The 24,114-nt window shown below is 74.4% G+C and carries 18 protein-coding genes, 4 tRNA genes and 1 pseudogene; 11 read left to right on the top strand and 12 right to left on the bottom strand.

Annotation, left to right across the window (positions count from 1 at the left end):
• Positions 1-15 precede the first annotated feature (15 nt).
• Together AAEM63_RS09100 and AAEM63_RS09095 are read right to left on the bottom strand one after the other, a co-directional pair.
• Complete coding sequence (locus AAEM63_RS09100; RefSeq protein ID WP_341361209.1) at positions 16-1,287, bottom strand: HRDC domain-containing protein; 1,272 nt, start codon at positions 1,285-1,287, stop codon at positions 16-18.
• Positions 1,288-1,523: 236 nt separating this feature from the next.
• Positions 1,524-2,087, bottom strand: coding sequence for a DUF3000 domain-containing protein (locus tag AAEM63_RS09095; protein ID WP_341361208.1), 564 nt, complete (start codon positions 2,085-2,087; stop codon positions 1,524-1,526).
• Positions 2,088-2,266: 179 nt separating this feature from the next.
• On the opposite strand from AAEM63_RS09095, the gene AAEM63_RS09090 reads away from it, so the two are divergent.
• Positions 2,267-3,493 (top strand): carboxylate--amine ligase, encoded by a 1,227-nt coding sequence (locus AAEM63_RS09090; protein ID WP_341361207.1) that lies wholly within the window; start codon positions 2,267-2,269, stop codon positions 3,491-3,493.
• Between the two features lie 346 nt (positions 3,494-3,839).
• Here the strand turns inward: AAEM63_RS09090 and treZ are convergent, their stop codons facing one another.
• The 3 genes from treZ to glgX are packed head-to-tail and all read right to left on the bottom strand — an operon-like array spanning position 3,840 to position 10,257.
• Complete coding sequence (treZ, locus tag AAEM63_RS09085; protein WP_341361206.1) at positions 3,840-5,627, bottom strand: malto-oligosyltrehalose trehalohydrolase; 1,788 nt, start codon at positions 5,625-5,627, stop codon at positions 3,840-3,842.
• Positions 5,624-8,140 (bottom strand): malto-oligosyltrehalose synthase, encoded by a 2,517-nt coding sequence (treY, locus tag AAEM63_RS09080; RefSeq protein WP_341361205.1) that lies wholly within the window; start codon positions 8,138-8,140, stop codon positions 5,624-5,626. The genes treZ and treY overlap by 4 nt, the downstream gene beginning before the upstream one ends.
• The gene (gene glgX, locus AAEM63_RS09075) at positions 8,137-10,257 is read right to left on the bottom strand and encodes a glycogen debranching protein GlgX (RefSeq protein ID WP_341361204.1); all 2,121 of its coding nucleotides are present in this window, start codon (positions 10,255-10,257) and stop codon (positions 8,137-8,139) included. Before glgX ends, treY begins: the two co-directional genes overlap by 4 nt.
• A 125-nt stretch (positions 10,258-10,382) precedes the next feature.
• Between glgX and AAEM63_RS09070 the strand changes: the two genes are divergently transcribed.
• A complete protein-coding gene (locus tag AAEM63_RS09070; protein ID WP_341361203.1) occupies positions 10,383-10,991 on the top strand; it encodes a hypothetical protein in 609 nt (202 codons plus the stop codon).
• A gap of 154 nt (positions 10,992-11,145) precedes the next feature.
• Here AAEM63_RS09070 and sulP read toward each other — a convergent pair.
• The 4 genes and pseudogenes from sulP to AAEM63_RS09050 all read right to left on the bottom strand — a co-directional run.
• Positions 11,146-12,783 (bottom strand): annotated as a pseudogene (gene sulP, locus AAEM63_RS09065) (sulfate permease); the annotation flags it as partial.
• A gap of 62 nt (positions 12,784-12,845) precedes the next feature.
• Positions 12,846-12,989 carry a hypothetical protein gene (locus AAEM63_RS09060; protein ID WP_341361202.1) on the bottom strand — a complete coding sequence of 48 codons (144 nt, stop codon included), beginning with the start codon at positions 12,987-12,989 and terminating at the stop codon, positions 12,846-12,848.
• Positions 12,986-13,972, bottom strand: a complete 987-nt coding sequence (locus tag AAEM63_RS09055; protein WP_341361201.1) for an aldo/keto reductase — start codon at positions 13,970-13,972, stop codon at positions 12,986-12,988. Before AAEM63_RS09055 ends, AAEM63_RS09060 begins: the two co-directional genes overlap by 4 nt.
• A 137-nt stretch (positions 13,973-14,109) precedes the next feature.
• On the bottom strand, positions 14,110-14,790 hold the full coding sequence (locus tag AAEM63_RS09050; protein ID WP_341361200.1) for a serine esterase: 681 nt from the start codon (positions 14,788-14,790) through the stop codon (positions 14,110-14,112).
• 245 nt (positions 14,791-15,035) lie between these two features.
• On the opposite strand from AAEM63_RS09050, the gene AAEM63_RS09045 reads away from it, so the two are divergent.
• Positions 15,036-15,965: a hypothetical protein gene (locus tag AAEM63_RS09045; protein WP_341361199.1), complete on the top strand. Its 930-nt coding sequence runs from the start codon at positions 15,036-15,038 to the stop codon at positions 15,963-15,965.
• 13 nt (positions 15,966-15,978) lie between these two features.
• On the opposite strand, the gene AAEM63_RS09040 is transcribed toward AAEM63_RS09045, so the two are convergent.
• The 3 genes from AAEM63_RS09040 to AAEM63_RS09030 form a co-directional block, all read right to left on the bottom strand.
• Positions 15,979-16,053: transfer RNA gene (locus AAEM63_RS09040), tRNA-Val, on the bottom strand.
• Positions 16,054-16,066: 13 nt separating this feature from the next.
• A tRNA-Cys gene (locus AAEM63_RS09035) sits at positions 16,067-16,140 on the bottom strand.
• Positions 16,141-16,177: 37 nt separating this feature from the next.
• A tRNA-Gly gene (locus AAEM63_RS09030) sits at positions 16,178-16,250 on the bottom strand.
• A gap of 357 nt (positions 16,251-16,607) precedes the next feature.
• Between AAEM63_RS09030 and AAEM63_RS09025 the strand changes: the two genes are divergently transcribed.
• From AAEM63_RS09025 to AAEM63_RS08990, 8 genes are all read left to right on the top strand, one after another.
• Positions 16,608-16,682, top strand: a tRNA-Val gene (locus AAEM63_RS09025).
• A gap of 202 nt (positions 16,683-16,884) precedes the next feature.
• Positions 16,885-18,903: a threonine--tRNA ligase gene (gene thrS, locus AAEM63_RS09020; protein WP_341361344.1), complete on the top strand. Its 2,019-nt coding sequence runs from the start codon at positions 16,885-16,887 to the stop codon at positions 18,901-18,903.
• Entirely contained in the window at positions 18,900-19,448 is a 549-nt protein-coding gene (locus AAEM63_RS09015; protein ID WP_341361198.1) for an HIT domain-containing protein, read from the top strand. Before thrS ends, AAEM63_RS09015 begins: the two co-directional genes overlap by 4 nt.
• Positions 19,448-20,083, top strand: coding sequence for a CDP-alcohol phosphatidyltransferase family protein (locus tag AAEM63_RS09010; RefSeq protein ID WP_341361197.1), 636 nt, complete (start codon positions 19,448-19,450; stop codon positions 20,081-20,083). Before AAEM63_RS09015 ends, AAEM63_RS09010 begins: the two co-directional genes overlap by 1 nt.
• Positions 20,080-21,111, top strand: coding sequence for a phosphatidylinositol mannoside acyltransferase (locus AAEM63_RS09005; protein WP_341361196.1), 1,032 nt, complete (start codon positions 20,080-20,082; stop codon positions 21,109-21,111). Before AAEM63_RS09010 ends, AAEM63_RS09005 begins: the two co-directional genes overlap by 4 nt.
• Positions 21,111-22,307: a glycosyltransferase family 4 protein gene (locus AAEM63_RS09000; protein WP_341361195.1), complete on the top strand. Its 1,197-nt coding sequence runs from the start codon at positions 21,111-21,113 to the stop codon at positions 22,305-22,307. Before AAEM63_RS09005 ends, AAEM63_RS09000 begins: the two co-directional genes overlap by 1 nt.
• Entirely contained in the window at positions 22,304-22,906 is a 603-nt protein-coding gene (locus AAEM63_RS08995) for a hypothetical protein (protein WP_341361194.1), read from the top strand. Before AAEM63_RS09000 ends, AAEM63_RS08995 begins: the two co-directional genes overlap by 4 nt.
• Positions 22,907-22,929: 23 nt before the next feature.
• On the top strand, positions 22,930-24,111 hold the full coding sequence (locus tag AAEM63_RS08990) for a PrsW family intramembrane metalloprotease (RefSeq protein WP_341361193.1): 1,182 nt from the start codon (positions 22,930-22,932) through the stop codon (positions 24,109-24,111).
• Positions 24,112-24,114: the final 3 nt, after the last annotated feature.

Below are 24,114 nucleotides of genomic sequence, written 5' to 3'. Positions count from 1 at the left end.
CGTGGACGGTCCAGCTCAGTCGCTGAGCGCGGCCGCGAGGACTCCCGAGACCTGCTCGGCCTGCCACCGGCGCGCTCCGAGGGCGAGGAGGCGGTCGCCGACCGCCGCAGCCGTGGTCTCCGTGCCGTCCCAGGCGAGGCGGCGCTGCAGGGCGGGGGCCAGCAGGTTCTCCTGGGGCAGCTCGAGCTCGGCCGCTCGGGTCCGCACCGCGGTCCGTACGACCTCCAGGCGTGCGGCGGCCTCCGGGTTGCGCTCCGGCCAGGACCGGGGGGCCGGGAGGTGGTCGGGCTCGAGAGGTGCCCGCCGGGGTGGCAGCTCGCTGTCGGGGAGCCGCAGGCCGCGTGCCACGGCCGCGTGCCAGTAGGCGGCGTGGCGGCGGGTGCCCTTGCCCGCGAACTCGGGGAGGCGCAGGAGGTCCTCGACGGTCCTGGGCTGTGCCTGGGCGGCGGCGACCACCGCCGCCGCCGGCAGCACCCGTCCCGGAGAGCGGTCCCGGCGCCGGGCGAGCTCCTCCCGGGCGAGCCACACCTCGCGCGCCACGGCCAGGCCACGGGGGGACCGCACGGCCTGGAGCCCCGAGGTGCGTCGCCAGGCGTCCGGCCGCGGGGGAGCCGGGGGTGCGGTGCGGACGTGCTCGAACTCCTCCAGGGCCCAGGTGAGCTTGCCGGCGTCGTCGAGCTGGTCGACGAGGACGGTGCGCAGCTCGACCAGCAGCTCGACGTCCAGGGCCGCGTAGCGCAACCACGCCGCAGGCAACGGTCGGGTGGACCAGTCGGCGGCGGAGTGCTCCTTCGCGAGCGCGTAGCCGAGGTTCTCGGCGACGACGGCGGCCAGGCCGACGCGCTGGCGGCCCAGCAGCCGCGACGCCAGCTCGGTGTCGAACAGGCTCGGCGGCTCCAGCCCGAGCTCGCGCAGGCACGGCAGGTCCTGGTCGGCGGCGTGGAGCACCCACTCCGCCTCGCCCATGACGCGGGCGAGGCCGCCGAGGTCGGTGAGCGGGACGGGGTCGAGGAGCACCGTCCCGGCACCCGCGCGACGCAGCTGGACCAGGTAGGCGCTCTGGCCGTACCGGTAGCCCGAGGCGCGCTCGGCGTCGACGGCGAGCGGGCCGGTGCCCCCGGCGAGTGCCGCGACCGCGGCCTCGAGCGCGGACGGTGTGTCGGTCACGGGCGGCACGCCGCCGGCGGGCTCGGTCAGGGGCTCGGCGGCCGGCGGCGCCGGCTCGGCCACGGACGTCGCGGCTCCCTCAGGACGGGCAGGTCCGGCGGCGTCGGGCGTCTGGGGCACGGCCCCACGTTACTTGCCCACCCGCGCGCGGCGACGCGTCGTCCCGAAGCCGCGCCGGTGACGTCCGCCGCAATCGGGCTGAGCCGCTCGGCAGCCGCCGCGCCGCGCCCGACCGGCCCCAGGGCGGGCCGGGCTGCCGCGCTCTCCACCGTCGCGTGGGGGGCGTTGCGGTGGCGGCGTGCCCTCTGCCGCGCCGCGGGACGCGGCGGGGGCGTGCTCAGGGCCGCCGGGTGTGCTCAGTGTCGCCGGGTGAGCGCGGTGACGTTCTCCGGCAGCGGTTCGAGGCCGGCCGCTGTGCACGTCAGCGTGGCCCACGCCCGGAGGTGGGGGCCGAGGTCGGGCGTCGTCGCGGTCCAGGACGCGCGCACCTCGATCTCCACCTCGCCGCCGCGCAGCTCCAGGCCCCCGAAGGTCTCGGACAGCACCCGCGTGACGGTGCCGGAGAGGTGGTGGTACCCGGCACCGGCGTCGGTCAGCGCGTCGGTGAGCCAGCTCCAGCCCACCTCGCCGAGGAGCGGGTCGGCGCCGAGCTCGTCCTCGAGGCGGGCCTTGGCCATGGCGACCACACGGAAGGTGCCGTGCCAGGCGTCCTGGCCGGCGGGGTCGTGCAGGACCACGAACCGGCCGTGCCCGAGGAAGGAGTCCGGGTCCGAGCCCGGGTCGGTGTTGACCTCACCGGTCAGGGCGAGCGCATAGGGGGCGAGCCGGGACGGCGCGGGAATCTCCTCGAGATGGAGCTCCGGGCGCAGGCGGTGCCCGCGCAGGCTCAGCAGCGCCGCCTCGAAGTCGGGTGGTGCCACCCGGTCACCGTTCACCACCCCAGGCTAGGTCTCCCGCCGTCGGGCGTCAGCAGGGCGCGCCGTCCCTCCGCCGCGGCGTCCGGTCGGCGCCCGGGCCGGCCGCACCGTCGGGTGCCGTAGGGCCGCGGGTGCGCACCCCGCCTATGCTCGCCACTGCAGCCCACCCCTGAGAGGACCGCATGGCCCCCACCTCCGACGTCCGCCCGATCATCCTGGGCGGCGACCTCGGCGCCTACGCCACCGCACGGACCTTCCACGAGCGCTACGGCGTACGCTCGGTCGTCCTCTCGGCCGTGACCACCTGGGCGGTGCGCCGCTCGGTCGCGGTGGACCACCGGGAGATCCCCGGCATGTCGGACCCCGACGCCGTCGTCGCGGCGGTCCGTGCGGTCGCCGCCGAGGAGCCGGACCGTCGCCACCTGGTGCTGGCCAGCGCGGACTGGCTCGTCGACGTCGTCGTCGCCCGCCGCGACGAGCTCGAGCCCGACGTCGTCGTGCCCTACGCCGACGCCGCCGCGATGGCCCGGATCACCGACAAGGGCCGGTTCACGGCGCTGTGCGAGGGGCTCGGCCTGCCGGTCCCGCGCACGGTGGTCCTCAGGGCGGCCGACGGGGCCGACGCGGTGCGTGACCTCACGTTCCCGGTCGTGGTCAAGGCGGCCTCGACCAGCGCGTTCCACGAGGTGACCTTCGACGGCAAGCGCAAGGTCGACCACGCCGACGACCCCGCGGCGCTCGCGACCGTCCTCGCCCGGATCGCCGCCGCCGGCTTCCCCGGGGACCTCCTCGTCCAGGAGCTCGTCCCGGGCGGCGACGGGGAGATGGCCGCCGTCAACCTCTTCTTCGACGCCGACGGCGTGTGGCGCTTCGCTCAGTACGGACGGGTCCTCCTGGAGGAGCACACCCCGGGGGCCCTGGGGAACTCCGTGGCGCAGGTGACCGGTGTCCACCCCGACGCGGTGGACCAGGCGCGGCGCCTGCTCGAGCACGTCGGCTGGCGAGGGTTCGCCAACGTCGACCTCAAGCGCGACCCGCGTGACGGCGTCCACCGCTTCCTCGAGGTCAACCCGCGCGTGGGCCGCAGCGGCTACGCGGTGACGGCGTCGGGCTACGACGTCGCGGAGATGTACGTGCGCGCGTTCGTCGACGGCGCGCCGGCCGAGCCCCGCGTGGGCACCGCCGAGCACCTCTTCCACGTGGTGCCGCTGCGCCTGGTGCGCCGGTACGTCCCCGCCGCCGACGCAGCCCTCGTCCGGCGGCTGGCACGAGCGGGCCGGGCGACCAACCCGCTCCTCTACCGCGCGGAGCGCGACCCGCGCCGGTGGGCGGAGATCGCCGCGGCCCAGGCGAACCAGTTCCGCAAGTTCGCCCGGCACCACCCCGGCGCGCGCCCCACCAGCCGCTGAGGCCGGGCCCGGCGCCGGGACGGGAGCGCGTCTGCCTCGATCCGGTGGCCGCGAGCTCGCGGGTTGCGGCGGTGGCCGGGTGGCGGCCGCGAGCTCGCGGGTTGCAGCCGAGGTCGAGGGTGTGTTGCCCAGTCAGCAGGAAGTTGCCCTCGGACTCAACCCGATACCTGCTGACCCGGCCACCACGTGCGGACTCGGGGGCTGCGAGGACGCCACGACCGGCGCAAGAACCCCACGACCGGCGCGAACAGGGCTCGAGCAGCGCGAGCAGGCCACGACCGGAGCGGCCCGACCCGTCCGGGGGGCGCGGGCCGTCCGGTGACCCGGACCGGTCCGAAGCCGTCGCTCACGCCAGCCGCAGCACCGCCACGTTGTGGCCGGACAGCTCGACCTCGGACCCGTGCACGCCGAGCCCCTCCCCGTCCCAGCACAGGAGCACCTCCCCGGCCGCGGACCCCAGCCCCAGGGTCGCGGGCTCCGGGCCGAGGTTGATCACGACGGCGAGGCCCCCGCGACGCATCACCAGCTGGTCCGGCCCCGTCTGGACGGCCGTGGCTGCCCGGTCGCCCGAGGCGATGTCCGGCTCGCGGCGCAGCCGCACGAGATCGGTGTAGAACCGCAGGAGTCGGGCGTTGCCGGGCCGTGCCGGTTCGTCCCAGTCCAGGCGCGAGGCCACCACGGTCGCGGGGGACTGCGGGTCCGGCACGACGATGTCGTGCCCGTAGAGCTCGGCCCAGCCGTGCGTGCCGAACTCGCGCGAGCGTCCCTCCCGCACGCCGTCGGCCAGCTCGGGCTCCGCGTGGTCGGTGAAGTACTGGAACGGCGTGGTCGCCCCCCACTCCTCGCCCATGAAGAGCATGGGCGTGCCGGGCCCCAGGAGGACGACGGCGGCGGAGATCGCGAGCTGGCCGGGGGTGAGCGCCCGGCTGGGCCGGTCGCCCAGGGCGCGGTTGCCGACCTGGTCGTGGTCCTGGGAGAACACGACGAACCGGCGCCGGTCCACCTCGGGCGGGACCGGCGCGCCCCAGACCTTCCCGCGGAAGGAGGAGAACTCCCCGGCGTGGACGAAGACCTCGGTCAGCGCCTTGGCCAGGGTCGCCACGGACCCGAAGTCGGCGTAGTAGCCCTGCCGCTCGCCCGTGACGAGGGCGTGGAGGGCGTGGTGGAGGTCGTCGTTCCACTGCGCGGTCATCCCCAGCCCGCCGTCGGCGGTGGGAGTCACCATCCGCGCGTCGTTGAGGTCGGACTCGGCGATGAGCGAGAGCGGCCGGCCCACCTCGTGCTCGAGCGCGGCGACGGCGTCGGCGAGCTCGGCGAGGACGTGCCGGTCGGAGTCGTCGACGAGGGCGTGGACGGCGTCCAGGCGCAGGGCGTCGATGTGGAAGTCGCGCAGCCAGCGCACGGCGTTGTCGACGACGAACGCGCGCACCTCGGCCGCGTCGCCGCCGTCGAGGTTGACCGCCGCCCCCCAGGGGGTGTGGTGGCGCTCGGTGAAGTACGGCCCGAACGCGCCCAGGTAGTTGCCCGAGGGCCCGAGGTGGTTGTAGACGACGTCGAGGCACACCGCGATGCCGCGGCCGTGGGCGGCATCGACGAAGCGCTGCAGCGCCGCGGGGCCGCCGTAGGGCTCGTGCACCGCGTACAGCGCCACGCCGTCGTAGCCCCAGCCCGCCGTGCCGGGGAAGGCTGCGACGGGCATGAGCTCGACCATCTCCACGCCCAGGTCGACCAGGTGGTCCAGCCTGCCGATGGCGGCGTCAAGGGTGCCCTCGGGGGTGAAGGTGCCGATGTGCAGCTCGTAGATCACCGCACCGAGGCTGGAGCGCCCGGCCCACCTCCCGTCGGTCCAGGCGTGCGCGGAGACGTCGAAGGTCCGTGAGGGACCGTGGACGCCGTGCGGCTGCCACGGGCTGCGCGGGTCCGGCAGGGCCGGACCGCCGTCGAGCGCGAAGGCGTAGTCCGTGCCGGGCGCCAGGGCGGCGGCCGAGCGCCACCACCCGCCGTCCTCCCGGCTCATCGGCGTGCGCGCCTCGCCCGAGACGAGCTCGACGGTGCCGGCGTCCGGCGCCCAGACCCGCACCGGCGTCCCGGCCGGGACGGGAGTCCCCGGCCCGGCGGGGGACCCGGCGCTCACGCCCGCTCCAGGAGCGCGACCGGCGAGGAGGCCAGCAGGTCCCCGAGGCGGCACGGACCGCCCTCGAAGGTCGTCCCCGTGAGGACCTCGCGCCAGGACCCCTCGGGCAGCACGACGGTGGCGTCGGGGAGTCCGTGCACCCGGGCGGTGGCCCCGGCCAGCCGGGTGGTGACCGCCACGACGGCCGGGGTGTCGGCCTCGGTGCGGGCCAGCGCGACCGCGTGGCCGGTGGTGGTGGGCAGCGGCAGGTACCCCGCGGCCGGACCGACGAAGGCGCCGGGGTGGGCGCGCCGCAGCCGCAGGGCAGCGGCGGTGAGGGCCAGCTTCTCGTCGTCGAGGTCGGCAGGCCGGACGCCGCCGTCGAGCTCCGCCAGGCGGGCCGCGAGGGCGGCGTGGTCCACGGGCCGGCGGTTGTCGGGGTCGACGAGGGACGTCTGGGTGATCTCGCTGCCCTGGTAGACGTCGGCGACGCCCGGGATGGTCAGCTGCAGGAGCTTGGTGCCCAGGACCGACGCGCGCACCGCGGGGGCGACCTTCTCCACCCACCGGCCGAACCCCTCGACGACGGCGGGGTGCTCGAGCAGGGCGGCGGCGTGGTCGAGCAGCGCGGCCTCACGGGCGAGGTCCGGCGCGGTCCAGGTCGTCCACGACTTCTGCTCGCGCACGGCCTTGGTGAGGTAGCCCTGGAGGCGCTCGGCGGGGATGGGACCGGCCTCGGTCCAGGTCCCGGCGAGCGTCTGCCACAGCAGGTTCTCGGTGCGGCCGTCCAGGTCGGCCGGGCGCGCCGCGGCGGTCGCCTCCCGCAGGGAGTGCACGAGCTCGGCCCAGGCGTCGGCGTGCTCGGAGATGACCCCGATCCGCGCGCGGACGTCCTCCCCGCGCTTGGTGTCGTGGGTGGTCCCCGCGGTCATCGTCGCGGGCCAGTTCGCGCCCGAGCGGCCCGCCCAGGCGTGGAGCTCGTCCGGGCCGATGCCGAACCGGGAGGGCACCCCACCCACCTCGCACAGGCTCACCAGGTGCGTCCAGCGGTAGAACGCGGTGTCCTCGACCCCCTTGGCCATGACCGCCCCGCACACCTGCGGGAAGCGGACCATGAGCTCGGCGCGGCGTGCCTCGTGGGTCCGTCCCGCGCTGCCGGTCTCCTGGCCCAGAACCAGGGCGACGGCGACCTCGAGGGTGTCGTGGCGGTCGGCCTCGAGACGGCCCCGGGCGATCTCCGCCGCCTCGCGGACCACCCGCTCCTCGGCGGCGGGGACGGGCTCGCCCGGCACGACGTAGGCGCGGTAGCGGTCCATCGCCACGACCAGCTCGGCGAAGCAGTCGTGCAGCGCGCGGAAGGTGTGGTCGCGCAGGCGGATGTCGTCGTGGCAGATCTCCGCGGCGAGCGTGGCCAGCCGGTGGACCTCGGCGTAGAGCGAGGTGGTGACGATCTGCCGCTTGGCCTCCTCGACGACCGCCGGCAGGGCGGCCGAGATCCCGGTGACCTCGTGCATGAGGTCGGCCAGCGGGACGGCGCCGGCCGGGTCGACCTGGAGCGCGTGGAGGCGCCAGGCCGCGTCGTAGCCGGTGGTGCCGGCCACGGGCCAGTCGCCGGGGAGCTCCTCCTCGCCCTCGAGGATCTTCTCGGCGACGACCCACGCTCCGCCGGTCGCCTCGGCGAGCCGGCGGAGGTAGCCGCGCGGGTCGGCCAGGCCGTCGGGGTGGTCGATGCGGAAGCCGTCGATCACCCCGGCGTCGAACAGCTCGAGGAGCAGGGCGTGGGTGGCGTCGAAGACCTCCGGCACCTCCACGCGGACCGCGGCGAGGGTGCCGACGTCGAAGAACCGGCGGTAGTTGAGCTCCTCGTCGGCGACCCGCCAGTACGCGAGGCGGTAGTGCTGGCGCTCGAGGAGCTCCGCCAGGGGGAGGTGCTCGGTCTCGGGCCGGACGGGGAAGACGTGGTCGAAGTAGCGCAGCACCACCTGCTCGCCGGCCTCCGGCTCGGACGGAACGACGAGACGCTCGACCCTGAGCTCGCCCGAGGCGAGGACCTCCCCGACCCGGGTGCCGAGGACCGGCATGAGCACGCCGTCGTCGCCGCCGAGGTCGATGTCGAACCACGAGGCGTAGGGCGAGTCCGCGCCGTGACGCAGCACCGACCACAGGGCCCGGTTGTGCCAGGCGGGGGTGGGCACCGCCATGTGGTTGGGAACGACGTCGACGACGATGCCGAGGCCGCGGGCGTGCGCCGCGGCGGCGAGGCTCTCCAGGCCGGCACGGCCCCCCATGGTGTCGCTGATCCGGGTGTGGTCGACGACGTCGTAGCCGTGCGTGGACCCGGGTGCGGCCTGGAGGACGGGGGAGAGGTAGAGGTCGGTGACACCGAGGTCGTCGAGGTAGGGCAGGAGCGCCTCCGCCGCGGCGAAGGTCAGGTCCGGCCCGAGCTGCAGCCGGTAGGTGCTCACCGGCAGGCGCCGGCCGGCCGCGGGCAGGTGCGCCCCGCCGCCCGCCGGCGCGGGCCCCGGGCCGCTCACTCGGTCTCCGCGCGCGGGCTGACCAGGACGATGGTGGTGCGTCCCGGCACGGCGACGGTCCCGCCGGCGGCGTGCTCGACACCGACGCCCTCGTCGTCGGAGGTGTCCAGCGCGGTCGTCCAGGTGGTGCCGTACTCCGCCGGGGGCAGCTGGAACTCCAGCGGCTCGGCGCCGGCGTTGAGCAGCCCGAGGACGTTGTCGTCGACGATGCGCTCGCCGCGAGCGTCCGGCTCGGGGATCGCCTGGCCGTTGAGGAACACCATCACCGAGCGGGCGTGGGAGACCGACCAGTCCTCCTCGGACATGTGCTCGGCGGCGTGGGTGAACCACTCGATGTCGCCGATGTCGGACTCACCGCCGTGGTCGGGGGAGCCGGCGAAGAACCTGCGGCGGCGCAGGACCGGGTGGTCCTTGCGGAGCTGGACGACGGCGCGGGTGAAGTCGAGGAGCGACTGCCGCTCGTCGTCGAGGTCCCAGTCCATCCACGCCAGCTCGTTGTCCTGGCAGTAGACGTTGTTGTTGCCGTCCTGGGTGCGGCCGAGCTCGTCCCCGTGGGCGATCATCGGCACGCCCTGGCTGAAGAGCAGGGTGGTGAGGAAGTTGCGCTGCTGGCGGGCGCGCAGCGCCCGGATCTCCGGGTCGTCCGTCGGCCCCTCGACACCGCAGTTCCAGGACCGGTTGTGGGACTCGCCGTCGGCGTTGCCCTCGCCGTTGGCCTCGTTGTGCTTGTCGTTGTAGGAGACGAGGTCGCGCAGCGTGAACCCGTCGTGCGCGGTGACGAAGTTGACGGAGGACACGGGCCGGCGGCCGGTGTGCTCGTACAGGTCGGACGAGCCGGTGATCCGGCTGGCGAACTCCCCCAGGGTGGAGGGCTCGCCGCGCCAGAAGTCCCGGACGGTGTCGCGGTACTTGCCGTTCCACTCCGACCACAGCGGGGGGAACCCGCCCACCTGGTAGCCGCCCTCACCGACGTCCCACGGCTCGGCGATGAGCTTGACCTGGGAGATCTTGGGGTCCTGCTGGACGATGTCGAAGAACGCGGAGAGCCGGTCCACGGCGTGCAGCTCGCGCGCCAGGGTCGAGGCGAGGTCGAAGCGGAAGCCGTCGACGTGCATCTCCTCGATCCAGTAGCGCAGCGAGTCCATGATCATCTGCAGCGTGTGCGGGGAGCGCATGAGCAGCGAGTTGCCGGTGCCGGTCGTGTCGAAGTAGTGGGCCTCGTCGCCCTCGACGAGCCGGTAGTACGAGGCGTTGTCGATGCCCCTGAAGGACAGCGTCGGGCCCATGTGGTTGCCCTCGGCGGTGTGGTTGTAGACGACGTCGAGGATGACCTCGATGTTGGCCTCGTGCAGGGCCTTGACCAGGGTCTTGAACTCCTGGACCTGCTCACCGCGGGTGCCGTAGGCGGCGAAGCCGTTGTGCGGGGCGAAGAAGCCGATGGTGTTGTAGCCCCAGTAGTTGCTCAGCCCCTTCTCCTGCAGGTGCGGGTCGTTGACGAACTGGTGCACGGGCATGAGCTCGACGGCGGTGACGCCCAGCGTGGTGAGGTGCTCGATGACCGACGGGTGCGCCATCCCCGCGTACGTACCGCGCAGCTCCTCCGGGACGTCCGGGTGGAGCTGGGTCATGCCCTTGACGTGCGCCTCGTAGACGACGGAGTCGTGGTACTCGTGGTTCGGCGGGCGGTCGTAGCCCCAGTCGAAGTAGGGGTTGATGACGACCGAGTACATCGTGTGCTTCTTGGAGTCGGCGGTGTTGCGCTTGTCCGGGTCGTCGAAGCTGTAGGAGTACAGGGATGGGTCGCGGTCGATCTGGCCGTCGATCGCCTTGGCGTAGGGGTCGAGCAGGAGCTTGCTGGGGTCGCAGCGGTGGCCGTTCTCCGGCTCGTACGGGCCGTGGACGCGGTAGCCGTAGCGCTGTCCGGGCTGGGCGCCGGGGAGGTAGGCGTGCCACACGTGGGCGTCGACCTCGGTCAGCTCGAGCCGGGTCTCCTTGCCCCGGTCGCCGATGAGGCACAGCTCCACCCGCTCGGCGACGGAGGAGAAGATGGCGAAGTTGGTGCCGCTGCCGTCGTACGTGGCACCGAGGGGATAGGGACGACCAGGCCAGATCTGCATGGGCCAAGGTTGGCACGGCCCCGGCGTTTCCGCCCGGCTCAACGGGTCCGGGCGCGTGAGACGATCGGCACGGCGGACCGCGCGCTCGCACGGCGCCGTGTCCGTCGTCGAGGGGAGGCCCGGCCGTGCCGGTGCTGGAGATCGTGGGCTGGGCGGGCTCGGCCGTCATCGTCTGGTCGATGATGCAGCAGCGGATCCTGCGCCTGCGTGTGATCAATCTCATCGGCTCGAGCATGCAGATGGTCTACAACGGCGTCCTGGGCATCTGGCCGGTGTTCGTGCTCAACGTCGTCCTCGCCGCGATCCAGGTGGTGAGCATCGTCCGGCTCCTGCGGACCCGGCACTCGGAGGCGACCTACGACGTCCTGCCCGTCGACCCCGAGGGCGCCTACCTGCGCCACCTCCTGCGTCTGCACGACGACGACGTGCACGAGTTCAACCCCGGCTTCACCGGTCCGGCACCCGGGTCGGAGGCCTACCTGGTGGTGCGCGGGGAGGAGACCGTCGGCTACGTCCTCCTCCACGACGCCGGGGACGGGGTGGCTCAGGTCGACCTCGACTACGTCACCGAGCGGTACCGCGACTTCACCCCGGGCGAGTTCGTCTTCCGGCGCTCGGACGTCCTGCGCGCCGCCGGCTACCGCACGGTGCGCAGCGCCCCGGGCATGCGTGCCCCCTACTACGAGCGCATCGGGTTCGCCCCGGCGGGGGACCGGTACGAGCTGGCCCTGTGACCGTGCCGCTCAGCGGGGCGGGTTCGCCGGCCCGCCCCCCGGGCCACCGCCCCCCCCGGCCCCCGCCGGCCGGGCCGTCCTCCGCGCCGTCGCCCGACCCTCCGGCGCCGCGCCCCGCCGCCCACCTCTCGTACGCGTCCACCGCGGTCGGCAGGGTCGCGAAGATGTGGTCCCGCCCGACGGCCTCGACCAGGCCGTAGGCGTCCAGCTCGGCGAACAGGTCCTGCTTGACCCGGGCGAGGGCGACGACGACGCCGCGCCCGTGCAGCTCCTCGCGCAGCGACTCCAGCGCGTCGAGCGCCGTGAGGTCGACCTCCACGTTCGCCTCGGCGTTGAGGAGGAACCACCGCACCGGTCCGGGCTCGTCGTCGACCGCGCGCAGTGCGCGGCGCCGGAAGTCCTCGGCGTTGGCGAAGAACAGGGGCGAGTCGTACCGGTAGACCACCAGGCCGGGGATCGTGCGGGCGGTGGGGTAGTCGTCGACGTCGTGCATCCCGGCCAGCCCCGGGACCCGCCCGAGGATCGCGTCGTGCGGGCGGCCCACCCGCAGGAGCAGCTCCGCCAGGGACAGCGCGACGGCCAGCAGGACGCCCTCGAGGATGCCGAGCACCACCACCGCGGCGAGCGTGAGCAGGGCCAGGGCCAGCTCGCTGCGCCGGAACGAGGCAAGCTGACGGAAGCCCGGGACGTCCACGAGCTGCAGCGCGGCGAAGACGATGAGCGCACCCAGCGCCGCGTCGGGGAAGCCCGCGAGCACCGGGCGCCCGAACGCCAGCACCAGCAGCACCGAGGCGACCGCCACGAGGGAGAAGACCTGGGTGCGGCTGCCCGCCGCCGCGCCGATCGCCGTGCGCGAGCCCGAGGACGAGACGGGGAAGCCCTGCACGAGGCCGGCGACGACGTTGACCGAGCCGAGGGCGAGGAGCTCGGCATCGGGGTCGATCCGGTACCCCCCACGGGTGGCGAACGCCCGCGCGGTGAGGATGTTGTCGGTGTAGGCGACGAGGAGGACGCCGAGGGCCGGCACGACCAGCAACTGGAGCGTGCCGAGGTCCAGGGGCGGCACGGTGGGGGAGGGCAGCTCGGCCGGGATGGTCCCGACCACGTCGACGCCGGCCACGCGGTCACCGCCGACGGCGACGAGCGCCGTCGCGAGGAGGACGACGAGCAGCGGTCCGGGCAGCCGCGGGGCGGTACGTCGCAGCACCAGCAGCAGGACCAGCGCACCGGTCGCGACGGCGGTGGTGACCGGCTCGACGTCCCGCAGGTTCGCCGCGAAGGCGGCCAGCTGCGCCACGATCGTCCCGTCGGGGACCGGGACCCCGGTGACCTTCTCGAGCTGGCCGGAGATCATGAGCGCCGCCACGCCGGCCATGTAGCCGATGAGGACGGGCCGGGAGACGACGTCCGCCACGACGCCCAGCCGCAGGGCCCGCGCGACGAGCGCCAGGGCACCGACCAGGAGCGCGAGGGTCGCGGCCAGGCCCGCGTACCGTCCCGGGTCGCCGTCGGCGAGCGGACCCACCGTGACGGCCACCATGAGCGCCGTCGTGGACTCCGGCCCCACCGACAGCTGCCGCGAGGAGCCCAGGAACGCGTAGACGGCCATCGACGGCACGATCGTCCACAGCCCCGCCACGGGCGGCAGCCCGGCCAGCGCCGCGTACGCCATCACCTGGGGGACGAGGTAGGCGGTGACGGTGAGCCCCGCCAGGACGTCGCCGCGCCACCACGAGCGCCGGTAGCGACGCAGCGTGACGAGGCCGGGCTCGGGACCCTCGAGCCGGGCCATCGCCGCTCCCTCCGCCGCCGTCGCTGCTCACGGTAGCGCCGGGCGGGAGGCGCCGGACGTGCTCAGGAGGGTGTGAGCTCGGGGGTCGCCGACCGGGGCCCGCCCACCAGGTGGTCCACGGTCGAGGGGTGGCGGGCGTGCTTGCGGCGGTGCGCGGCGTCGACGAGCGCGAGGTCGCGCGCGTCGCGGGGCGTCCAGGTGCTCACAGGCCCACCATCCCCATGCCGGCGTCGTCGTACCGGTTGCCCCGGACGCCGATGCTCGCGGCGAGGGCGTCGAGGTCGGCCACGTCGTCGGCGGAGAGCGGCACGGTCGTGGCCGCGGCGTTCTCCTCGACCCGCTCGAGCCGGCGGGTGCCCGGAATGGGCGCGATCCAGGGCTGCTGCGCGAGCAGCCACGCGAGCGCGACCTGGCCGGGCGTGGCGCCCTTCGCCTCGGCCAGGGCGCGCACGTGGTCCACCAGCGCCTGGTTGGCGGCCTGGTTCTCCTCGGCGAAGCGCGGGATCGTGGCCCGGATGTCACCGGCGGGGAAGGTCGTTCCCGGCTGCACCGTCCCGGTGAGGAAGCCCCTGCCGAGCGGGCTGAACGGGACGAAGCCGATGCCGAGCTCGGCGCAGGTGGGCAGCACCTCGGGCTCGGGGTCGCGGGTCCACAGCGAGTACTCGCTCTGCACGGCGGTCACCGGGTGCACGGCGTGCGCCCGGCGGATCGTGCCGGCCCCGGCCTCGGAGAGGCCGAGGTGGCGCACCTTGCCGGCGGCCACCAGGTCACCGACCGCACCGGCGACGTCCTCGATCGGGACCTGGGGGTCGACCCGGTGCTGGTAGGAGAGGTCGATGGTGTCGGTGCGCAGCCGCCGCAGGGAGGCGTCGGCCACCCGGCGGATCTGCTCGGGTCGGCTGTCCAGCCCGTTCGGGCGTCCGTCCTCGATGTGCCAGCCGAACTTCGTCGCGATGACCACCTGGTCGCGGACGGGTTCGAGCGCCTCCCCGACGAGCTCCTCGTTGGCGTACGGGCCGTAGACCTCCGCGGTGTCGACGAAGGTGACCCCGCGCTCGACGGCGCCTCGCAGGACGGCGATCATGTCGGCCCGGGAGCCGGGGTTGGGGCCGTAGCTCTGGGACATGCCCATGGCGCCCAGGCCGATGGCCGAGACACGGAGTCCCTGGCCGAGTGCTCGTGCGTGCATCGTGACCGCCTTGTGTCGTCAGTGGGACGAGGACGGTCCTAGACAACCACCCGGGCCGCCCGGCGGGGAGCCCCTGGCCGTCCGGGTACTGCCGTTCCCCACGTCGCGCGCCCGGGCCGACTCGGGGGACTCCGCACCTACGAGCGCGGCGGTCCCGCGACGTCGTCGGCCGGTCGGGGGCCGGCCGACAGCTCCGAGAGCCAGCGGTGAAGCTCCGCGACGGTCTCCACGGTGAGCCCGTGCCCACCCGGGTCCCGCCTGGCGACGGTGCGGGCACCGGACTCCTCCACCAGGTAGGTCCAGGTCCGGTCCAGCAGCTCGCGCGGGATCACCGTGTCGGTGTCGCCCTGGGCCACGAGCACCGGCACGCCCGCGAGTCGGGCAGGCGTGACGGGGACACCGGCGTCGAAGGGCAGCGTGCCGTAGAGGATCGCGGCGCCGGCGAACCGGTCCGGCCGGCTCAGCACCAGCCCGCCGGCGAAGGCGGCGCCACCGCTGAAGCCCACGAGGACCACGGGGCGGCCGGGCGGGGCGACGCCGTCGAGCCAGGCGCCGAACCAGGACATCGTCTGCGTCAGCGACTCCTCGACCGGCCGGCCGATGCCCCGGTTCGCGAACCAGGCGAACCCGGCCCCGGAGGGGATGGGCGCCCGGACGGCGGCGTAGGCCGCACCCGTCGGCAGGTGGCGGGCCAGGCCGATGATGTCGGCCTCGGAGGAGCCGCGTCCGTGCAGCAGCACCACCAGGGGCGCCGCGGGGTCCGTCGACCCGGCTGGTGCCACCACGGGCGGCACCTGGACGGCGCCGGTGTCCGTCATCGTGCGGCCACCGGCGCGGCGCCAGGGTCGGAGAGGTCGGTCTCAGGCGCACACCCAGTCCGGGGAAGGACGGGCGCGACGGGCGTGAGATCGGGGCGCTCGAGCACGGGTGGGCCTCTCGGGGGAACGGGGAACGGTCGGACTTCCGTCGCTGCTGACGGTAGCCGTTATTACTTGTGCCTTCAAGTGTCGGAGGGAAGTGGGGGTGCGTGGACACCTCGGGCCGTGTCCGCCACGATCCACGCGTGAGCCGACCCGCACCGCCCGACCCGGCGCCGACCCGGCTGATCCTCGTCGAGGGGTCCGTCGGCACCGGGAAGTCCACCACCGCCCGGCTGCTCGCGCGGGCGCTGAGCGATCGCGGCACACCCGCACGGGCGGTCCTGGAGGGGGACCTGGAGCACCCGGCGGACCTCGAGTCGGTGGCCCTCCTCGTGGCGGACGAGCTCGACGAGCTGCTCGCCGAGCACCCCGGGTGGGCGGGTCCGCTGCGAGCGGTGACCACCGGGAACGCGGACGGCCTGCTGGTCGCCTACGGCGTCCTCGAGCGGGACCACGGCCCCGTCCCCGAACAGCTGGCCGCCCGGCTCCGCGCACGCGACGCCTACGAGCTGCCGCTCGCGGAGCACATCCGCACCCGGCTGGCGCGGTGGGAGGGGTTCGTCGCGGGGGTGTGCGCGCGGGACGAGGTGTGGGTGCTCGAGTGCTGCTTCCTGCAGAACCCGCTGACGGTGACCCTGCTGCGCGACGACGCACCCGAGGACCTGCTCGTCCGGTTCGTCGGCGACCTGGCCCGCCTCGCCGCTCCGCTGTCGCCGGTCGTGGTGCACCTGCGCGCCGACGACGTCGGCGAGGCGTTCCGCGCCGTCATGTCCGAGCGTCCGGCGTGGTGGCTCGACCACGTGATCGGCTACTACACCGGGCGAGGGCTCGGCCACCGGCTCGGCGGGACCGGGGTCGAGGGCACGGTGGCCGTGCTCCGCGAACGCGCGTCCGTCGAGGAGCGCGTCCTGGACGCCGTGGGGGTGGCCGTCCTGCCGTGCCCCGCCGCGCGCGGCCGGGGGGCCGTCGCCCTGCCGGCACCGCTGGAGCGTCTGGTCGCGGGCGGCCGGTTCCCGCACCGGCCGTCGTCCGGGGGCGCGGGAACACAGAAGCCCCAGGTCGGTGGTGTCTGACCTGGGGCTGTGCTGGTGGGCGATACTGGGATCGAACCAGTGACCTCTTCCGTGTCAGGGAAGCGCGCTACCGCTGCGCCAATCGCCCATGGTGCCTTTCGTGGAGGTGGCGACGGGATTCGAACCCGTGTGTACGGCTTTGCAGGCCGCTGCCTCGCCTCTCGGCCACGCCACCCTGAAGGCTTGTGCCCCACCGGGTGGTGGTGCCTCCGAGCGGATGACGGGACTCGAACCCGCGACCCTCACCTTGGCAAGGTGATGCTCTACCAACTGAGCCACATCCGCGTGCTCCGCCGAGATTCTCACTCGGTGGCGCAGTCCAGAACTCTAGCCAGACCGTCTGGCAAAGTCCAAACCAGGGTGGCACCGCCGGGCTGTGAGAGCCCCCACAAGGGCGCGGACGGCGCGTCGCAGCGACGTCCTCCCGGCGCAGACCCTCTTTTCGCGCGCCGCCCGTGCGCGTGGCCCGCGGGCCGCGCCGGCGACAACCCTCACGCGACGCCCTCCCGGGCCCGCAAGACCTCCGGAACGGGGGCGGCCGGCCGGTCCAGAGGGGCGTCGTCGTGCCGGTTTCGCGATCGCCACCGGCGTCCGCTAGAGTCGGATGCCGCACGGAGAACACCCCCGGGTGTCACCGCACGCGGGCGATTGGCTCAGTGGTAGAGCGCCTCGTTCACACCGAGGAGGTCACTGGTTCGAACCCAGTATCGCCCACCATCACAAGGCCCCCGACCCCATCGGTCGGGGGCCTTCGTCGTGCCGCACGCTGTGTGCTCGTCCGGGCACGGCGCCCCCAGGCGAGGACCCGCTCGGCACGGGCCGGGACGTCGCCGCCACGGCACTGCTGCGAGCGTCCGTGCACGTCCCCGGCGTCGGTACGATCGAGGCGACCTTTCCGCAGGACGAGCAGGAGCACACCGTGGGCACCGACCACCCCTTGACCATCGACGGCACCCCGCGGACGGTCACCGGTGGCACCACGGGCACCGAGCTGTTCGCCGACCGGCGCGACGTCGTCGCCCTCCGGGTCGACGGCGACCTCAAGGACCTCGACACCGAGCTCGCCGGGCTGCCGGCCGGCGCCGTCGTGGAGTCCGTGACGATCGGCAGCCCGGACGGCCTGGCCATCCTGCGGCACTCCGCCGCCCACGTCCTCGCCCAGGCGGTCCAGCAGGTCAACCCCGACGCCCGGCTGGGGATCGGACCGCCGATCACCGACGGCTTCTACTACGACTTCGACGTCGAGGTGCCCTTCACGCCCGAGCTCCTCAAGGACCTCGAGAAGCAGATGAACCGGATCGTGCGCGAGGGCCAGACCTTCCGGCGGCGGGTCGTCACCGAGGCGGAGGCGCGCGCCGAGCTCGCCGACGAGCCCTACAAGCTCGAGCTCATCGGGCTCAAGGGGCCGGCCGGCGCCGGCGAGGTCGCCGAGGGCGCCTCGGTGGAGGTCGGCGGTGGCGAGCTGACGATCTACGACAACGTCCGGCGTGGGGGAGAGGTGGCGTGGAGGGACCTGTGCCGCGGACCGCACCTGCCCTCGACCAGGCTCATCGGCAACGGCTTCGCGCTCATGCGCTCGGCGGCGGCCTACTGGCGCGGCAGTGAGAAGAACCCCCAGCTCCAGCGCGTCTACGGCACCGCGTGGCCGTCCAAGGACGAGCTCAAGGCCTACACCGACCGCCTCGCCGAGGCCGAGCGGCGTGACCACCGCCGGCTCGGCTCGGAGATGGACCTGTTCTCCTTCCCGGACGAGATCGGCTCCGGTCTGGCGGTGTTCCACCCTCGCGGCGGCATCGTGCGCATGACCATGGAGGAGTACTCCCGCCGCCGGCACGTCGAGGAGGGCTACTCCTTCGTCAACACCCCGCACATCACCAAGGGCCACCTGTTCGAGGTCTCCGGCCACCTGGACTGGTACCGCGAGGGCATGTACCCGCCCATGCACATGGACGAGGAGCGCGACGCCGACGGCACCGTGCGCAAGCAGGGGCAGGACTACTACCTCAAGCCCATGAACTGCCCCATGCACAACCTCGTCTTCCGCTCCCGGGGGCGTTCGTACCGCGAGTTGCCGCTGCGCCTTTTCGAGTTCGGCACCGTCTACCGCAACGAGAAGTCGGGCGTCGTGCACGGCCTCACCCGAGCCCGCGGCTTCACCCAGGACGACGCCCACATCTACTGCACGCGCGAGCAGATGAAGGACGAGCTCACCACCACCTTGAACTTCGTCCTCGGTCTGCTCAAGGACTACGGCCTGGACGACTTCTACCTCGAGCTCTCCACCCGGGACCCGGAGAAGTCCGTGGGGTCGGCGCAGGTGTGGGAGGAGGCCACCGCCACCCTCGCCGAGGTCGGCGAGGCCTCCGGTCTCGAGCTGGTGCCCGACCCGGGCGGGGCCGCGTTCTACGGGCCGAAGATCTCGGTCCAGGCGCGCGACGCCATCGGGCGGACCTGGCAGATGTCGACCATCCAGCTCGACTTCAACCTCCCCGAGCTGTTCGAGCTCGAGTACACCGCGGCCGACGGCTCGCGGCAGCGCCCGGTGATGATCCACCGCGCCCTGTTCGGCTCGATCGAGCGGTTCTTCGCGGTGCTGCTCGAGCACTACGCCGGTGCGTTCCCGGCGTGGCTCGCGCCGGTCCAGGTCGTGGGCGTGCCCGTCGCCGACGTCTTCGACGACTACCTCCGCGACGTCCTGGACCAGCTGCGAGCCCGCGGTGTGCGCACCGAGCTCGACGCCTCCGACGACCGGTTCGGCAAGAAGATCCGCAACGCTGCCAAGGAGAAGGTGCCGTTCGTCCTCATCGCCGGCGGCGAGGACGTCGAGGCGGGTGCGGTGTCCTTCCGCTACCGCGACGGCACCCAGCGCAACGGCGTCCCCGTGGCCGAGGCGATCGAGGAGATCCTCGCCGCCATCGCCAGCCGGGAGCAGGTGTGACCGGCGCCGAGCCCGCGACCGACCACGCCGGCGTGCCGGACGCCTTCGCGCGCCTCTGGACGCCCCACCGGATGGTCTACGTCGGTGGCCAGGACAAGCCGGACGACGACGGCGAGGCGGCCTGCCCGTTCTGCACGGCACCCGGCCGCGACGACGCGGAGTCCCTCATCGTCCACCGCGGCGTGACGGGCTACGTCATCCTCAACCTCTACCCCTACAACCCCGGCCACCTCCTGGTGTGCCCGTACCGTCACGTCGCGGACCTCACCGAGCTCACCGACGCCGAGCGGGACGAGGTGGGGGCGCTGACCGCCGCGGCGATGAGCGTCCTGCGGGAGGTCTCGGCCCCCCACGGGTTCAACCTGGGGATGAACCAGGGACCCGCCGCCGGTGCCGGGATCGCCGCGCACCTGCACCAGCACGTCGTGCCGCGCTGGGGCGGGGACGCCAACTTCTTCCCGATCATCGCCGGCACCAAGGCCCTGCCGCAGGTCCTCGGCGAGACTCGGGACCTCATCGCTGCCGCATGGTCGGTGGCGCGCTGATGGTGCTCTCGCGAAACGGGCGCGGCTTCGCCACCGCCGTCTTCGGCCCTGCGGCCCGCGGCCTCGTCCGGCTCGGGATCAGTCCCGACGTCGTCACCGTCGGCGGGACGGTCCTGTCCACCACCGTGGCGCTGACCTTCCTCCCGTCGGGGCGGCTGACCTCGGGCGCCCTGCTGCTCGGCGCGCTGGTGCTGGCCGACAACCTCGACGGCCAGATGGCCCGCCTGCTGAACCGGGCGAGCCGCTGGGGCGCGTTCCTCGACTCCACGATGGACCGCATCGCCGACGCCGCGATCTTCTCCGGCGTCCTGCTGTGGTCCCTGACCCACCTCGAGGGCCCGGTGCGGACGTGGACGGCCGGGTTCGCCCTCGCCGCGCTCGTCCTCGGCTCCGTGGTGCCCTACGCCAAGGCGCGGGCCGAGGGCCTGGGCATGACCGCCGACGTCGGCCTCGCCGAGCGCGCGGACCGTCTCCTCGTCGTCCTGGTGGCCACCCTGCTCGTCGGGCTCGGGCTCCCCGCGGGCGTCATGACCGGCGCGCTGGCGCTGCTCGCGGTCGCCAGCGCCGTCACCGTGGTCCAGCGCATGCGCACCGTCTACCTCCAGGCCGTGGGCCCGAACCGGGGCGTGGCATGAGGCTCGACGTCGTCCGGCTGTTCGCCCTCGCCGACGCCGGTGTCCGGGCCCTGCCGGAGCCGGTCGCCCGCGCCGCGTTCGACCTCGTGGCGCTCGGCGCCTGGGCGGCGCGCGTGGGTGGGGTCCGTCAGCTCGAGCGCAACCTGGCCCGCGTCCGCCCCGGCCAGGGGCGTGTCGGGCTGCTGCGCCTGTCCCTGGCGGGCATGCGGGCGTACATGCGGTACTACTGCGAATCGTTCCGGCTCCCCGCCCTGGGACCGGACGACCTCGCGGCGCGGGTGCGCGCCACCGGGGACGGCGCGGTCCGGCAGGCCCTCACCACCGGCTCGGCCGTCCTGGCGCTGGGCCACACCGGGAACTGGGACCTCGCGGGGGCGTGGGCGACGAAGTTCCTCGGGCCGGTCGTCACCGTGGCCGAGCACCTCGAGCCGGAGGAGATCTTCCAGGGCTTCCTCGAGTTCCGGACCTCCCTGGGGATGACGATCATCCCGCTGGAGAAGGACGGCTCGACCTTCCGTGAGCTGCTCCGCCACACGCGGGGCTCCGCCAGCGTCGTCCCGCTCCTGGCGGACCGCGACCTCTCCCGGACCGGGGTCGACGTCGACCTCCTCGGGCACCGCGCCCGGTTCGCGCCGGGTCCGGCCGCCCTCGCACTGGCCACCGGGCGTCCGCTGTTCGTGGCGACGATCCGTCACGAGCGGCTCCGGGGCGCCCGCCGCCGGGCGGCCGGGACCGGGTGGGGCATCGCCATCGACTTCGTCGAGGTCTGGCCGGGCTCGGCCCCCGGCGCGCCCCGGCCGTCCGTGGCGGAGCTGACCCAGCGCTGGGTGGACGCGGTCGCGTCCGGCATCGCCGCGCACCCCGACCAGTGGCACATGCTCCAGAAGGTCTTCCTCGCCGACCTCGACCCCGACCGGCTCGCGCGCCAGGCGGCTCCCCGGCCGACGCACGAGGGCGACACACCTACCGCGGTCGAGCGCGGTCACGAGACACCCGCGGACGGCGGATCAGCGGCAGGCCGGCGTTGATGCGCATCGGCATCGTCTGCCCGTTCTCCTTCGACGCCCCCGGGGGCGTGCAGTTCCACGTCCGCGACCTCGCGGAGGAGCTCACCACGCGCGGCCACGAGGTCAGCGTCCTGGCACCGGCCGACGAGGGCACCGAGGTCCCGGACTACGTCGTCCCCGCCGGCGGCTCGATCCCCATCCCGTACAACGGCTCCGTCGCGCGGGTGACGTTCGGGCCCGTGGCGGGTGCGAAGCTGCGGCGCTGGGTGCAGCAGGGCGACTTCGACCTGCTGCACCTCCACGAGCCGATGAACCCCTCCCTGAGCATGCTCGCGCTGTGGGTGGCCGACGGCCCGGTCGTGGGCACGTTCCACAGCTCCATGGAGCGTTCGCGCGCGCTGCAGGCGGTCTCGCCGGTCGTGGGCCCCATGCTCGAGAAGCTCACCGCCCGCATCGCCGTGTCGGAGGAGGCTCGCCGCACCCTCGTCCAGCACCTGGGCGGGGACGCCGTCGTCGTTCCCAACGGGGTCTACGTCGACCGGTTCGCCGGCGCACCGACCGACCCGCGCTGGACCGGCACCGACGACCGTCCGACCGTGGCGTTCCTCGGCCGCCTCGACGAGCCGCGCAAGGGCCTGCCGGTGCTCGCCGCCGCGGTCCCGGCCGTGCTGGCCCGGGTGCCGGGTGCCCGGTTCCTCGTCGCCGGCCGCGGCGACGCCGAGGACGAGCGGGCCCTGCTCGCCACCACGGGGGACTCCGTGGAGTTCCTCGGCGGTGTGAGCGACGCCGAGAAGGCGGCCCTGTTCGCCTCGGTCGACGCGTACGTCGCACCGCAGACCGGCGGGGAGAGCTTCGGCATCGTCCTGGTCGAGGCGATGAGCGCCGGGACGCTCGTCGTCGCCTCCGACATCCCGGCGTTCCAGGCCGTCCTCGACGGCGGGGCGCACGGGCGCCTCTTCCGCCGCGGCGACGCCGACAGCCTCGCCCGCGTCCTCGTCGACGTCCTCACCGACCGGCCGGCCGCACGGGAGCTGGCGGCCCGCGGGGCCGTCGCCGCCCGCCGGTACGACTGGTCCACGGTCACCGACCAGATCCTCGCCGTGTACGAGATGGCGATGTCCACCACGCACGCCCGCGTCCGGGAGGACCCGCGCTCGCGAACGATGTTCGCCCGCCTGCGGGCCGCCACGACGGGCGGTGAGGACGCGTGGGTGTGACCGAGTGGGTCCTCCTCGGCGTCCTGCTGGTCGTCCTGCTGGGTGTGGCGCTGCTGCGCCTGGCCGCGCGCGTCGACCGGCTCCACCGCACCGTCCTGCGCTCCCGGGTCACCCTCGACGCCCAGCTGGCGCGCCGCGCCGCGGCGGCCAGCGAGCTCGCCGCGTGCGGCGCGCTCGACCCGGCCGAGGCCCTCGCCGTGACGGACGTGGCGCTGCGGGCCGCCGACGCCGCCCCGGGTGGGGTGGTGGCCGACGGCCTCGAGGGCTTCCCGGAGGCGGACGTCCTCACCGGGGCCGACGCCCGGGACGCCGCAGCCGACCGCGGCCTGGTCGAGAGCGAGCTCAGCCGTACCCTCCGGGCCGTGCTGGGCGAGCCGGCCGACCGGGCCGAGCTCGCGGCCGACCCCCGCGCCGCGGACCCCCTCGAGCGGCTCGAGCACGCCTGGTACCGGCTGCAGCTGGCGCGCCGGTTCCACAACGCCCACGTCGAGCAGGTCCGGCGGCTGCGCACCGACCCGGTCGTGCGGGTCTTCCACCTCGCCGGCCGCGCGCCCCTGCCCGAGCCGTTCGACATGGACGACGTCCTGCCGCAGCGCTGAGCCGGCCCCCTAGGGTGTGGGCCATGACGACGAGCGGGTCCTCGCACCTCCCGCCGGGCCGGCCCGGCCGTCCGGCGATCGCCCCCGCGCCCGGCGCGCCGCCCGCGGTCGCTGGCTGGACGCCGCGCCGGCCCCCGGGCCGGACCCTCCTCGTCGTGGAGGTCCTCGGCATCGCGCTCGGCCTGGCCGGCGTCTACTGGATGATCACCCTCATCATGGGCGTGGGCGGGGCGACCTCCACGGCCATGGCCGGGGCGCTGGCGTTCGTGCCACTCGTGGTGGTCCTCGCCACCGTGCGCTGGGTCGACCGCTGGGAGCCCGAGCCTCGGAGCCTGCTCCTCGCCGCCCTGCTGTGGGGCGCCGGGGTCTCCACCGCGGTCTCGCTCGTCTTCAACGAGCTGTTCACGTTCTCGGTCCTGTCCACCACCGGCGACGACACCACCGCCTCGGTCCTCGGCGCCGTCGTCGGCGCCCCCCTGGTGGAGGAGAGCGCCAAGGGCGTCGGCGTCCTCCTCATCTTCCTGCTGCGCAGGCGCTACTTCGACGGCCCGGTGGACGGCATCGTCTACGGGTCGGTGGTGGCCGCCGGGTTCGCCTTCACCGAGAACATCCTCTACTTCGTCCAGTACGAGCAGGCGCTCGGGCAGGTCTTCTTCGCGCGGGCGATCCAGGGGCCCTTCGCCCACGTGACCTTCACCGCCTGCACCGGGCTGGCGCTGGGCCTGGCCAGCCGCACCCGAAGCCGCGGCTCCTGGGTGTGGCTCGCGCCGCTGGGGTGGGCCGGCGCCGTCGCCCTGCACGCCCTGTGGAACGGCTCGGCCGTCATGGCCGTCCACGAGAGCGTGTACTGGACCGTCCAGGTGCCGCTCTTCGCCGTCGCGATCCTGCTCGTCCTGGCGCTCCGGCGCGCGGAGCAGCGCACCATCGCGCGGCGGCTGGGGGAGTACGCCCGGGCCGGCTGGTTCGCCCCCTTCGAGGTGGAGATGCTCACCTCGATGCCCGCCCGCCGGGACGCGCGGGCCTGGGCCGCCCGTCGCGGCGCCGGCGGCGCCATGAGGGACTTCCAGCGGGCCGCGACCTCCCTGGCCTTCGCGCGGCAGCGGGCCCTGACCGGCCGGTACGACATCGGCGCCCGCCTGGACGAGCAGCACCTGCTCGAGCAGGTGGTCTCGGCGCGGGCGGGGTTCGCCGCCCGCCGCGACTAGACT

It is taken from the genome of Georgenia sp. M64 (assembly GCF_038049925.1).
Taxonomy (GTDB): domain Bacteria; phylum Actinomycetota; class Actinomycetes; order Actinomycetales; family Actinomycetaceae; genus Georgenia.
This window is presented reverse-complemented; position numbering and strand designations above follow the sequence as displayed.